This is a genomic window from Enterococcus sp. FDAARGOS_375, from assembly GCF_002393265.1.
In the GTDB taxonomy this organism is placed as follows: Bacteria; Bacillota; Bacilli; order Lactobacillales; family Enterococcaceae; genus Enterococcus_D; species Enterococcus_D innesii.
This window is the reverse complement of sequence record NZ_CP023515.1, coordinates 217,269-230,391: the sequence shown is the minus strand read 5'-3', so window position 1 is coordinate 230,391 and position 13,123 is coordinate 217,269. Positions and strand designations below refer to the sequence as shown.

Genomic DNA, 13,123 nt, shown 5'->3' with positions numbered 1-13,123 from the left:
AATGAACGTAACAAAAGTGATCAATAACAACATTGTGATTTCTGAGAATGAGGAAAAACAAGAATTGGTCGTCATGGGCAAAGGCTTAGGCTTTAAGAAAAAGCCAGGCGATGTGATCGACGATACCAAGATTGAGAAAGTCTATCTCAGTACACAAGAGTGGAATGTCACAAAACTAACCCAATTACTTTCTTCTATCCCTATCGAACATATTCAAGCAGCGAATGAGATCATCAGTTTTGCAAAAGTTTCCCTTGGGAAAAAATTGAGCGAAAAATTATTTCTGACGCTGACCGATCATATCAATTATGCTATCGAGCGCTATCAAAATGGCATGGAAATCAAAAATGCCTTGCTATGGGAAATCAAGCGGTTTTATAACCATGAATACCTCATTGGCAAAGAAGCGTTATCGATCATTAAAAATCGCTTGGCGATCGAGCTGCCAGAAGATGAAGCCGGCTTCATTGCATTGCACATCGTTAATGCGGAGTTGGATATGGCGCAGGTCAGTCAAGTATCGGAAATGGCGAAGATCATTCAGCATATCCTAAACATCGTCAAATATCATTTTTCAATGGAGCTTGATGAGTATTCATTGAACTACGAACGCTTTGTGACCCATTTGAAATTTTTTGTCCAGCGCTTATTCAGCGGAACAAAGCTCGATGATGCAGGAACCGGCAGTTTTATTTTTATGTTGAAAGACCGCTATATGAAGGAATATGCGTGTGCGCTGAAAATCAGCGACTACATCAACAAAGAATTCGGTAGACCGTTAGAAGAAGACGAATTGATCTATTTAACTATACACATCAAACGAATAACAAGTGCTTAGGATTGTTACTGGATTGGCAGGCTATACCTAAATGAACTCCCAAGGGGTTCGTTTAGGTATTTTTTTATGTTTTGACACACGAAAAGCAAACAAAGGACCAAAATAGGAGGAACGACATGAATTACAAAGAGTTAGCAAAAACGATCATCACCAATGTTGGTGGGGAAGAAAATATCCAAAGCTTGACCCATTGTGCGACCCGCTTGCGCTTCAACTTGAAAGATGACAGCAAACCACAAGAAAGTACCTTAAAACATACACCAGGCATCATGGGTGTGGTCAACAAAGGCGGACAGTACCAAGTGATCATCGGCAGTGATGTTGGCAATGTCTACAACGAAATCACTGCCCAAACCAATTTGACTAGTGATCAAGAAACAGAAGAAGACGATCGGGGACGTGTAGCGAAAATTATCGATACGATCACTGGGATCTTCACCCCGATCTTGCCAGCCATCACGGCAGCTGGGATGCTAAAAGCGGTCCTTTCGTTGCTGGTGGTCTTCAATGTCTTGACGGCAGAAAGTCAAAGTTACCAAATCCTAAACTTTATGGCAGATGCTGCGTTCTACTTCTTACCGATTCTACTGGCTGCTTCTTCTGCGCAAAAGTTCAAAGCCAACATGTATCTGGCGATGATGGTGGGTGGAATTTTACTGCATCCCAACTTCATCGGTATGGTGACAGCAGTCAATGAGTCAGGTGGCGGCATCCATTTGTTCGGTTTGCCGATTTCACCAGTGACCTATTCATCATCGGTGATCCCCATCATCTTAAGTGTCTGGTTCATGTCTTACGTTGAACCGATTGCTGATAAGGTCTCACCAAAAGCAATCAAATTCTTTAGCAAACCGTTGCTGACGATCTTCGTCGTAGGGACGGTAGCATTAGTTGCTTTAGGTCCTCTAGGCTATATGATCAGTGAAGCGATTTCCGCAGGGATCCAAGCCTTAGAAACGGTCAGCCCATGGATCGTTCCGTTATTGATCGGTGCCTTCACTCCATTGTTCGTGGCAACGGGTACCCACTATGGATTGGTTCCTATCGGTATCAACAACCGAATGACCACAGGTTATGATACAGTGATCTATCCTGGCATGCTGGCTTCAAACGTCAGTCAGGGAGCTGCCGCTATCGGCGTTGGTTTCAAATCAAAAGATTCTACGATCAAACAATTGGCATTTTCTGCAGGTCTGACAGGTCTATTCGGCATCACTGAACCAGCGTTGTATGGGGTCAACTTACGGTTTAAAACACCTTTGTATGCAGCAATGATCGGTGGCGGATTTGGGGGTCTGTTTATGGGAATCATGCGTGTCCGTAATTTCTCAGGCGGCTCACCAGGCCTATTGACTTTGCCAAGCTATATCGGCGATGACACCTTACGTCATTTGACCAATGCCTGTATCGGTGCGGCAATCAGTATCGTGGTCACATTTATTGCGACATTATTCTTATACAAAGACCCTGTTACAGAAGAAGCACCTGAAGCAACACCAGCAGACAAAGAGCAAGAACCAACCCATCAAATCAGCGGGGCGGAGATCAAAGCACCTCTAAAAGGGGAACTAAAAAGCCTACAAGCAGTCAATGACGGCATGTTTTCAGAAGAAATTCTGGGACAAGGGGTGGCGATCGAGCCAATCGTTGGAGAAGTGCTAGCACCAGTCAACGGGACTGTCACAGCAGTCTTTGATTCCAAACATGCCATTGGCTTGACTAGTGAGGAAGGCATTGAGCTGTTGATTCACGTCGGGATCGATACGGTGCAATTGAATGGCGAAGGCTATGCCTATCAAGCAGAAAAAGGGCAGAAAGTATCAGTTGGCGACCCATTGATTACATTTGATATCGAGTTTATCAAAGAAAAAGGTTATCCAGTGATCACGCCAATCGTTATCACTAACAGTGCAGAAGTGGGCGACATTTTGACAGCAAACAGTGGTCCGATCACATTTGGTGATCAAATCATCAAAGTGATCGGCTAAAAAAGGAGAATAAGACATGGGATTTCCAGAAAACTTTTTATGGGGCGGCGCAACAGCCGCCAATCAATGTGAAGGCGGGTTTGATCAAGGGGGGCGTGGACTTGCCAATGTCGATGTGATTCCGACTGGCAAGGACCGACGAGCAGTCATTACCGGCAAGCGTGAGATGCTTGCCTTTGAAGAAGGGTATTTCTATCCAGCAAAAGAAGCGATCGATATGTACCATCATTTCAAAGAAGATATCGCCTTGTTTGCGGAGATGGGCTTTAAAACCTATCGTTTATCGATTGCTTGGTCAAGAATTTTTCCGAAGGGCGACGAAGAAACCCCTAATGAAGAAGGCTTGCGCTTTTATGAAGAACTGTTTTTAGAATGCCGCAAATACCAAATCGAACCTTTGGTGACGATCACGCATTTTGACTGTCCGATCCATCTGATCAAAGAATATGGCGGTTGGCGCAACCGTAAGATGATTGCCTTTTACGAAAACCTTTGTCGGGCGATCTTCACTCGCTACAAAGGATTGGTGAAGTACTGGCTGACCTTTAATGAAATCAATATGATCTTGCATGCCCCGTTTCTCGGTGCAGGGCTGACCTTTACTGAGGGCGAAAATGAAGAACAAATCAAATACCAAGCTGCTCATCATGAGTTAGTCGCTAGTGCGTTGGCAACAAAAATCGCCCACGAGATCGATCCAGAAAACAAAGTAGGCTGTATGCTGGCAGCGGCTAGTTATTATCCTTACAGCTGCAATCCGAAAGATGTCTGGGAAAGCAAAAAAAGCGATCGCGGCAACTATTTCTTTATCGATGTGCAATCGCGAGGAGAATATCCAAATTATGGTTTGAAGATGCTAGCGGAAAAAGGAATCACTTTGGAACAAACCGCCGAAGATACGGCTTTATTAAAAGCCCATACCGTCGATTTTATTTCCTTTTCTTACTATGCCTCTCGGGTCGCTGCTTCAGAAGATTCCGGTGTTGAGAAAACGGAAGGCAACTTGTTCCCGACCATTAAAAATCTGTATTTAGAAGCGTCGGAATGGGGCTGGCAGATTGATCCGCTTGGCTTACGGATCACGATGAATGATCTTTATGATCGTTACCAAAAACCGCTTTTCATCGTCGAAAATGGTCTAGGAGCGGTGGATACACCAAACGAAGATGGAAAAATCAATGATGTGTATCGCATCGAGTATTTACGTGCGCATATCGCAGCGATGAAAGAAGCGATTGACCAAGACGGTGTGGAACTGTTGGGCTATACTTCATGGGGCTGTATCGATTTGGTTTCTGCAGGAACCGGAGAAATGAAGAAACGCTATGGCTATATCTATGTCGATCGCGACAATGAAGGCAATGGCACATTAGCCCGCAGCAAAAAACAATCTTTTTATTGGTACAAAAAAGTGATTGCCTCGAATGGAGAAGATTTGGCTTAAGCCAGTTAACTAACGATTATTATTAAGGAAAGAAACGCCAACGGAACAGGACTGCTCAAGGAAGCTGTCTGGTTCTGTTGGCGCTTTTCTTTTTTAATGAAAGAAATTATGCTATTTCCTCCCGCTGGATCGGCAGCAGCAAGCGAACGGTGGTTCCTTCGTTGATGCGTGATTTTACAGTCAATCCATATTTCTCCCCATAGAGCAGCTTGATACGCTGATCAATATTGTCCAAGCCAATACCCGAATAGTGTTCAAAATGGTTGGCGGTGCTGGTTGGGTGCTCTTCATTGAACCCGATGCCCGTATCGATGATCTCAATTTTCAGGCCTTCCTTACTGACGCGAGAAAAAATCTGGATCAATCCTGAATCCTCTTCGGGAAAGGCATGCAGGTAGGCATTTTCGATAATCGGTTGCAAAATCATTTTCGGTACAAGAATATCTTCGCAGCCATCTTCTGAAAAAATCGTTGATTGGATGCGATTGCCGTAACGTACGTTCATTAACACGAGGTATTCTTCCACGATCGCTAGCTCATCCTTTAAGGGGACGATCTCTTTGCGGTTAAAGGTGTGCCGCAACAATTGGACAAAGCTTTCAATCGCTTGGGTGGCGGCTTCTTGTTCGTTTTGCCAGATCAAAAACTTGATGGCCGTCAATGTGTTGTAGACAAAATGCGGTTGGATCTGCATTTGCAACGAGCGGATCTCGAACTTGCGTTTTTCGGCTTCTGTAACCATTAAATGATCGACATAAGATTCCAAGTCCTCTAGCATCAAGTTATAGGCACGCCCCAATTCTCGCGTTTCGTACGTCCCGTTGATGGTAACCTTGTCGCTGAAATCGCCTTGTGTGACCGCAGGCAGCTTGGCGATCAGCTGATAAATCGGTTGGGTGATGTTGCGGATGATCCAAAATGCCAGCAGACTAAAGAGTAAAATACTGACGACAGAAATCAACAGAGCTGGCTTGATCAGATTCATATTGCGTACTAGATGCGATTCATCCAAAACATCGTAAAAAGTAAAATGATACGAATAAAGGGGCAGCTGATTGATGCTAGTATCTCTTTTGACCGTGACAAGACGATTTTCAAACGGCTTGCCTAAAAGGCTCGGATCAGAAGTGGAAAGAATTTGATTTTGCTCATTGACGATATAGATCGAGTGGAGACTGGTATCTAAGAGTTGACGATAGATCGAAGAAAAATCGGATTCTTTTAAGAAAATCAGGGCATAGCCGAAAATCGTTTCTTCTTTCATTAATTTGCGCACGTACATCAAGCCGGGGGAGTCGCTGGTGGAGGTGCTCAAGCCTTGATCCAAGAAATAATATTGACTGATGGCGTCATTGTCATTGATCTGCTGGATAAAGGCACTGGCGAGAAAATCATCTACTGATTGATTGCGAACCGCATCGTTTTGAAAGAACGTGCCCCCGTTGACCCCAATCAACACTAAATTCGAGGGGATGTCTTGAAACAAAGAGCGGGTGTCTTTTAATTGCTCGTTTAATTCTAAAATCGTACGGCCTTGATTCGTGTCGCCTTCTAAGTATGTTTCAACGGCTTTGCTTTCATCGACGATGTCAAAAATTCGATGGATATTCTCGTTCAGACGCTCATAATCTTCTTGGATTTTTTCCAGTAGTAGCTGATTGGAACTCTGGTACGAGGCAACATAGGCATCTTTCGAGCGACCATAGATCACGACGACAGTTAGCAGACAAACACTAATGACCCCGACGACAACAAAGAGGAAGATCCGACTGAATAATTCATTTTTCTGAATCCATTGGTTGATTTTCATAATTGATTCAACCGTCGATACTTCGATGGGGTGACTTGGCATTCTTTCTTAAAGATGCGAGAAAAATAGCTGATATCCGAATACCCGACCGCTTCACTGATTTCAGATAGATTCAGATCAGATTGTGTCAGTAGTTCTTTGGCTTTATCCAAGCGGGTTTTCTTTACATACTCAGAAAAGCTCATTTTCAGTTTCGCAGAAAGAAAAGCCGAAAGATAGGTGTAACTAAAATGAAAGGTTTCAGCCAGTTCAGACAAAGACAGACTTTTGGTGTAGTTGTCTTGAATGAAGCGCTGGATCGCAACGAGTAGATCATCTTCATCCAGCGGTGATAAGGTCGTCAGCTGTTGACGAATATCATCAATGGTCGCCAACAACAAATCAGAAAAATCTTCCAAATACTGCACGTGACCGATGGCATGCAAAAATTCGGCTTTTAAGCGGCTAAAGAGTGGAGCATTGGGAAATTCTTCTTCCAAGCGGGACAGTAACGTGTAAAAAATACTGCTGGCCTGCTGTTTTAAGAATGTCGGATCGACATTGGATAAGATCATGTCATTAAAATATTCCTCGATTCTGGTGATTCCTAATAAAAAGTTGTTGTCTAACAAAGCCCGTAAGAACTTCTTCGTATCAAAGCGTTCACTTTCAATGTACAAAAAGAGTTCTTGTTCTGGCACCAACCGTTGTCGTTTATAAAAAAACGATTGTCCTTGGCTTTTGGCTTTAAGCGTCACAAAATGGTCCCGCAACTGTTCAATCTTTTGAAAGGGCACACTGAGAGTAAAGAAGGCGTCTGGCTCGGTAAAACGTAATTGTTCCAACGTTTCTTTCAAAGAGGAATAAACATCCGTTCCTTCTGGATAACTGATCACTAAGCCGGCATCTTTGTTACTGGTTTGAAAAAAGAGCGTCTTTAACTGCGGTTGTGATTGAGTAAATTCCGTTAATGCATGCAGCAGCTGATCATTGGCACGAAAGCCGCTAAAATTGGTGGTCAAAATTTGGGCTTGCTGTTGCGACTGATCTAATGCAAGGTAGTCCGCCAAAGGAGCCAACGGTTCTTCATACCCTGCTAAATAGCGATTCAACGATTCTTGCAGCTGCGTCTCCTCAGTCACGGAGCCTTTCGTATGTGACAGCTTTTGTGAGATGTTGTGCAGCGTCTTCAACAAGAGTGTCGGTGTCAGTGTCGGTTTTAAAAGATAATCTACGGCACCATTTCTAAAAGACTGACTGACGTATTGGAAATCATCGTAGCTGCTCAAGACCAAAAAATGGACTTCTGGATATTGTTGTTGAATGATCGTTGTGAGTTGAAGACCGTCCATTTGTGGCATTTTCAAATCCGTGATCACGATGTCGGGATTCAGTTCATGAATCAGCGCCAATGCTTCTTGCCCGTTCGCTGCATCGCCTAAGAGACGGAACCCTTCTTGCTCCCAACGTATCATATGTTTCAATCCATCTCGGATCGTTGCCTCATCATCAACGACTAAGACCGTGCGTAAAATAGTCATGGTATCCCCCCTATATCTCTTCTTTATTATAAACGCTTTCAAAAAAGAAAGGTATTGTAACTTTTTTCTATTTTTGGACTAATTTAGTAAGCTCTTTCATAATTATTGAATACGGTTACAAAATCGGTGTATAGTTAGCCATGTAAATAAAAGGAAAGAGGGATAAAAATGAAAAAACTATTTGCATCGATGGTAACGGCGGCTGCAGTGCTGACTTTGGCAGCTTGCGGAAACAGCAACACAAGCTCAGGGGATTCTGGTGAGTCCTCAAACAAAGTCACGGTCTGGGCATGGGATGAGACCTTCAACATCAAGGCAGTCAATGAAGCCAAAAAAGTATATGAAAATCAAGATGTCGATGTGGAAGTCGTGACGATGTCACAAGATGATATCGTTCAAAAATTAAATACGAGTCTGGCATCTGGAAATACGGACGGACTACCAAATATCGTTTTGATCGAAGACTACCGCATCCAAGGATACCTTTCTTCTTATCCAGATGCGTTTAGTGATCTAACGGATATTGTGAATGAGGAGGATTTCTCCAGCTATAAATTTGCGGTCAATAAAGTCGACGATGTCATTTATGGGGTGCCATTTGACAGTGGCGTCGCAGGACTATTTTACCGCACAGACTATTTGACCGATGCAGGCTATGAGCAAGCTGATCTCCAAGATATTACTTGGGATGATTTTATCAGCATCGCCAAAGACGTCAAAGAAAAAACGGGTCACGCTATGATGTCGTTAGACCCAAGCGATCTTGGCTTGGCACGAATCATTATGCAATCGGCAGGCGAATGGTATACCGGTGAAGATGGCTCCACTGTGACCATCAAAGACAATGAATCCTTCAAAGCCGGTCTAACTGTCTTAGCAACATTGTTGAATGAAGGCTTAGTTGAACAAGTTTCTGATTGGGATGGTGGGGTCAATGCCGTTCAATCGGGGAATGTCGCCTCTGCGCCAACTGGTGCGTGGTATTCCAGCACGATTCAAGGCGCGGAAGACCAAAGCGGCAAATGGGCGATCGCTCCAATCCCATCTATCGCTGGCAACAGCAATTCAGTCAATGCTTCTAGCATCGGCGGAGCAGGCTGGTACGTGATCAAAGGGGTTGATGGCGAAGAAAATGCCAAAGACTTTTTAGCCAATACCTTTGCTTCAAATAAAGAATTGATGGGTACATTAGCTACCGAGATCGGTTTGGTTTCAACCATGAATGCTGCAGAAGAAACGGAAGAATATACGTCGGGGCTTGATTTCTATGGCGGTCAAAAAGTCTTCCAAGATTTCTCTCAATGGTCACAAGAAATTCCAGCCGTGAACTACGGCAATCACACCTATGCCATTGAATCTGTCTTGACTGAAAGCTTGCAACGAGTGATCAACGGCGAAGACATCGATAAAGTATTAGAAGAAGCACAATCACAAGTGGAAGCACAAATTGCAAACTAATCGAACAACTTTGCAGAAACTCGTGAGCGATCGCGAGTTTCTGTGTTAAGGGGGAATTACAATGAAAAACAAAACAAAAAATTGGTTTGCAAACGGCAATGCCTTTATTACCTTACCCGTCATTTTGATCACGATGCTGGTCTTTATTCCGATGGTCTCGGCATTGTTCACGTCATTCCAATCAGGACCACCGACAGCGATGACCTTTAACGGTCTTGGCAACTATCAGCGGATGTTGAGCGACTCAACCTTTAAAAAAGCCTTTGGCAATACGTTTTTATACTTATTAGTCCAAGTTCCGATCATGCTCTTTTTGGCGCTGATCGTATCGAACATATTGAATGACAAAAAATTGAAATTTAAAGGGCTGTTCCGCACCGCCTTATTTTTACCCTGTATCACATCCTTGGTTTCTTATTCCTTGATCATGAAAAGTCTCTTTTCGGCAAATGGGTTAGTCAATAACTTTTTGACGCAACTACACCTGATCGATGCACCGATCCAATGGTTGACGGATCCCTTCTGGGCAAAAGTACTGATCATTTTTGCCATCACGTGGCGTTGGACTGGCTACAATATGATCTTTTTCATCTCAGGCATGCAAAATATCGATCCAAGTATTTACGAAGCGGCAGAGATCGATGGTGCCACGAAATGGGATCAATTCTTCAAAATCACGATTCCCAACTTGCGTCCAATCATCTTATTTACCACGATCACCTCAACGATCGGTACGCTGCAATTATTCGATGAAGTTCAAAATATCACTGGCGGTGGACCAGCCAATGCCACGACGACCTTGTCCCAATATATCTACAATTTGAGTTACAAATTCACGCCAAACTTTGGGTACGCCGCTGCGGTCTCCTTTGTTATCGTGATTGCGATCGTGATCTTATCGATCATCCAAACGAAAATAGGAGGAAAAGAAAATTGAAAACAATCTCACTCACTTTAAAATACGTCTTTCTGGCGATTTTGGCTTTCATCTCTATTTTTCCATTTGTTTGGATGATTCTAGGGATGACCAATCAAACCTTTGATATCGTTGCTGGAAAAATCATGATTGGCGATCAATTGGTGATCAACTTCCAAAATCTCTTTTCTTCTGATTTGAATTTTACTCGGGCATTAGGCAATTCCGCAGTGATTGCCGTGATTACGACCGTCTTTGCGCTGTTGTTCTCCTCCATGGCAGGGTATGGTTTTGAGATCTATCGAACGAAAACCAAAGACCGCATCTTTAATATTCTCTTGCTGTCGATGATGGTGCCTTTTGCCGCGCTAATGATCCCCCTCTATCGGATGTTCAGCAAACTTAGCGGCACACCGATCGGGATCAATACCTTCGCTGTCGTGATTTTGCCCTCAGTCTGTACCGCCTTTTTGATTTTCTTTTTCCGCCAAAACATCAAGGCATTCCCTAGAGAATTAGTCGAAGCTGCTCGGATCGATGGCTTGAATGAACTGAGTATTTTCTTTAGAGTCTACATGCCTACGGCTAAAAATACCTACGCAGCTGCCGCGATCATTACGTTTATGGGCAGCTGGAACAATTATTTATGGCCATTAGTTGCCCTGCAATCACCAGATAAACGGACCGTTCCACTGGTTCTTTCAGCAATGGGTGCTTCTTATACACCTGACTATGGCATGATGATGTGCGGCATCGTGATCGCCACACTGCCGACGGCCATCATTTTCTTCGTTTTACAAAAACAATTTGTCCAAGGGATGCTGGGATCCGTGAAATAAGCGGGGCATCAGCAAACAAATACAAAGTAGAGGGTACGATATGATTCTTTTTGACAAACAATTAAACGTCTTTCATTTAAGCAACGATCAAATCAGCTATCTCTTACAGATAGAGGAAGGGGGCAATGTGGCGCACCTTTATTTTGGGAAGAAAATCGCCCATTATTCTGGTGGCTATCGCTACCCACGCCTTGATCGCTCCTTTTCACCCAATCCCCCAGACAGTAGCGATCGGCTTTTCTCATTAGACACCTTGATGCTGGAGTTTCCTGGTAATGGCTTCGGGGACTTTCGAGAAGCTGCCTATACGATTCGCCAGTCTGACGGCAGCCGAGTCAGCCATTTTGTCTTTAGTGATTACCAGATTCAACAAGGCAAACCAGCCTTAGCAGGATTGCCTCAGACCCATGGGGCCGACGACGGCATCGAAACACTGATTCTGTCCTTAAAAGATGATGTGGCAGGACTCGAACTGCAGCTGTTTTACACAATTTTTGAGGAGGCGGCAGTGATCGTCCGCTCAAGTAAAATAATCAACCACGGAAACCAGCCTGTTACCATCGAACAGCTGGCGAGTCAATCCCTGGATTTTCCTAACCGTCCCTTTGATTTGATCCACTTGCCAGGGGCGTGGGCGAAGGAACGTCAAGTGACCCGAGAACCCATCCATCGCGGCATCAAGCGTTTAGACAGCAAGCGGGGTTCCAGCAGCCATCAGCAAAATCCCTTTGCCGTCTTGCTGGAACCTAATGCTACGGAGTTTGCTGGGGAATGTTTTGGTTTTAGCTTGCTGTATAGCGGCAACCATGAAACCATCATCGAAAAAGATCCTTATCAACAAACCCGTGTGATCATGGGGATCAACAGCTATCAATTTGCCTGGCAATTGCCGCCAACTGAAAGCTTTCAAGCCCCAGAAGCCGTGATTGCTTATAGTGAGGCTGGCTTGAACCAGCTGTCAGCCACCTATCATGACTTTTATGATGAGCATTTGATTCGGGGCAAATACAAAAAGCAAGAACGGCCGATCCTAATCAATAACTGGGAAGCAACGTACTTTGATTTCAATGAAGAAAAGCTGGATGCCCTCGTTGATGAAGCCAAGGAGCTGGGAATCGAACTGTTTGTTTTGGATGACGGCTGGTTTGGTCAGCGAGAAGATGACCAAACCTCATTAGGCGATTGGTTTGAAAACGAAGGCAAGCTAGCTTCTGGCTTGGCAGGATTTGCCCAAAAAGTCCATGACAAAGGGCTGCAATTCGGGCTTTGGCTGGAACCAGAAATGGTTTCGGGCGACAGTGAACTGAACCGACAACACCCTGATTGGCTGTTACAAGTACCAAATCGCAAGCCGGCGCTAAGCCGCAGTCAGTATGTGTTGGACTTTTCTCGACAAGATGTCAGAGACCATCTCTATCAGCAGTTAACCCAACTGTTTGATACGGTTGCCATCGACTATATCAAATGGGACATGAACCGCAGTTTGTCGGATGTCTATTCCTTGCTCCTCGATCCTGCCCAGCAAGGGGAGGTCGCGCATCGCTATCTGCTGGGCTTGTATGAGTTCCTAGAGAAACTGACCACTGCCTATCCAACGATCCTGTTTGAAGGCTGTTCTGGTGGCGGTGGGCGCTTTGATGCTGGCTTCTTGTATTATATGCCGCAGATTTGGACCAGCGACAACACCGATGCCATCGCCCGCCTGAAGATTCAATACGGAACCAGTCTGGTCTATCCGCCATCCACCATGGGTGCGCATCTCTCGGCGATCCCGAACCATCAGACCCAACGGGCAACGGATTTAGCGATTCGCGGCAATGCTGCAATGTCTGGCTTGTTGGGCTATGAGCTTGATTTGACACAACTGACAGCAGAAGAAAAAGCACAGATCAAAGAACAAATCACTTTTTATAAAAAACATCGGCGCCTGCTGCAGTTGGGCCGCTTTGTTCGACTACTCAGCCCTTATGAAGGCAATGACGCCGCCTGGCTGTATGTTTCTCCAGATAAAAAAGAAGCGATCGTCTTTTACTTCCGAGTCTTAGCCGAAGCCTCTGCACCATTGGTTACTTTAAAGCTGGCTGGTCTTGATCCTGACCTCACCTATCAAAGTGGGGGAGAGAGCTTCGGTGGCGATGAATTGATGCAACTCGGGTTGTATATCGATCCTCATTTAGCCGGGGATTATGCCACGCAGCGGTTTCATTTTGTTGCAAAAGCGCCTCATGAATAAAAAAAGCGTCCTGTCAAAGTAGCAAGTTTTGACGGGGCGCTTTATTGTGTTAACGCAAGCTTTTAATTAATGATCGG

The 13,123-nt window shown here is 44.5% G+C and carries 8 protein-coding genes and 1 pseudogene; 7 read left to right on the top strand and 2 right to left on the bottom strand.

The window, feature by feature from the left end; all coding sequences use genetic code 11:
* Nucleotide 1: 1 nt before the first annotated feature.
* The 3 genes from licT (at nucleotide 2) to CO692_RS02040 (ending at nucleotide 4,270) form a co-directional block, all read left to right on the top strand.
* Nucleotides 2-838, top strand: coding sequence for a BglG family transcription antiterminator LicT (gene licT, locus CO692_RS02050; protein ID WP_010747835.1), 837 nt, complete (start codon nucleotides 2-4; stop codon nucleotides 836-838).
* 116 nt (nucleotides 839-954) lie between these two features.
* Nucleotides 955-2,826, top strand: a complete 1,872-nt coding sequence (locus CO692_RS02045; protein WP_096741409.1) for a beta-glucoside-specific PTS transporter subunit IIABC — start codon at nucleotides 955-957, stop codon at nucleotides 2,824-2,826.
* A gap of 16 nt (nucleotides 2,827-2,842) precedes the next feature.
* A complete protein-coding gene (locus CO692_RS02040) occupies nucleotides 2,843-4,270 on the top strand; it encodes a 6-phospho-beta-glucosidase (RefSeq protein WP_096741408.1) in 1,428 nt (475 codons plus the stop codon).
* Between the two features lie 106 nt (nucleotides 4,271-4,376).
* Here CO692_RS02040 and CO692_RS02035 read toward each other — a convergent pair whose 3' ends face one another.
* Together CO692_RS02035 and CO692_RS02030 are read right to left on the bottom strand one after the other, a co-directional pair.
* The gene (locus CO692_RS02035; RefSeq protein WP_096741407.1) at nucleotides 4,377-6,080 is read right to left on the bottom strand and encodes a sensor histidine kinase; all 1,704 of its coding nucleotides are present in this window, start codon (nucleotides 6,078-6,080) and stop codon (nucleotides 4,377-4,379) included.
* Nucleotides 6,077-7,600 (bottom strand): response regulator, encoded by a 1,524-nt coding sequence (locus CO692_RS02030; RefSeq protein WP_096741406.1) that lies wholly within the window; start codon nucleotides 7,598-7,600, stop codon nucleotides 6,077-6,079. The genes CO692_RS02035 and CO692_RS02030 overlap by 4 nt, the downstream gene beginning before the upstream one ends.
* A gap of 168 nt (nucleotides 7,601-7,768) precedes the next feature.
* On the opposite strand from CO692_RS02030, the gene CO692_RS02025 reads away from it, so the two are divergent.
* The 4 genes and pseudogenes from CO692_RS02025 (at nucleotide 7,769) to CO692_RS02010 (ending at nucleotide 13,046) form a co-directional block, all read left to right on the top strand.
* On the top strand, nucleotides 7,769-9,058 hold the full coding sequence (locus CO692_RS02025) for an ABC transporter substrate-binding protein (RefSeq protein ID WP_096741405.1): 1,290 nt from the start codon (nucleotides 7,769-7,771) through the stop codon (nucleotides 9,056-9,058).
* Between the two features lie 61 nt (nucleotides 9,059-9,119).
* Complete coding sequence (locus CO692_RS02020) at nucleotides 9,120-9,995, top strand: carbohydrate ABC transporter permease (RefSeq protein WP_010747841.1); 876 nt, start codon at nucleotides 9,120-9,122, stop codon at nucleotides 9,993-9,995.
* Between the two features lie 2 nt (nucleotides 9,996-9,997).
* Nucleotides 9,998-10,813 (top strand): annotated as a pseudogene (locus CO692_RS02015) (carbohydrate ABC transporter permease); the annotation flags it as partial.
* A 40-nt stretch (nucleotides 10,814-10,853) separates the two neighbouring features.
* Nucleotides 10,854-13,046, top strand: a complete 2,193-nt coding sequence (locus tag CO692_RS02010; protein WP_096741404.1) for an alpha-galactosidase — start codon at nucleotides 10,854-10,856, stop codon at nucleotides 13,044-13,046.
* Nucleotides 13,047-13,123 lie beyond the last annotated feature (77 nt).

Excerpts from the sequence above, each read along its gene's own strand:
- CO692_RS02040 (WP_096741408.1), top strand. The coding sequence starts at position 2,843 with ATGGGATTTCCAGAAAACTTTTTATGGGGCGGCGCAACAGCCGCCAAT.
- CO692_RS02035 (WP_096741407.1), bottom strand. The coding sequence starts at position 6,080 with ATGAAAATCAACCAATGGATTCAGAAAAATGAATTATTCAGTCGGATC.
- CO692_RS02020 (WP_010747841.1), top strand. The coding sequence starts at position 9,120 with ATGAAAAACAAAACAAAAAATTGGTTTGCAAACGGCAATGCCTTTATT.
- CO692_RS02030 (WP_096741406.1), bottom strand. The coding sequence starts at position 7,600 with ATGACTATTTTACGCACGGTCTTAGTCGTTGATGATGAGGCAACGATC.
- CO692_RS02045 (WP_096741409.1), top strand. The coding sequence starts at position 955 with ATGAATTACAAAGAGTTAGCAAAAACGATCATCACCAATGTTGGTGGG.
- CO692_RS02010 (WP_096741404.1), top strand. The coding sequence starts at position 10,854 with ATGATTCTTTTTGACAAACAATTAAACGTCTTTCATTTAAGCAACGAT.
- licT (WP_010747835.1), top strand. The coding sequence starts at position 2 with ATGAACGTAACAAAAGTGATCAATAACAACATTGTGATTTCTGAGAAT.
- CO692_RS02025 (WP_096741405.1), top strand. The coding sequence starts at position 7,769 with ATGAAAAAACTATTTGCATCGATGGTAACGGCGGCTGCAGTGCTGACT.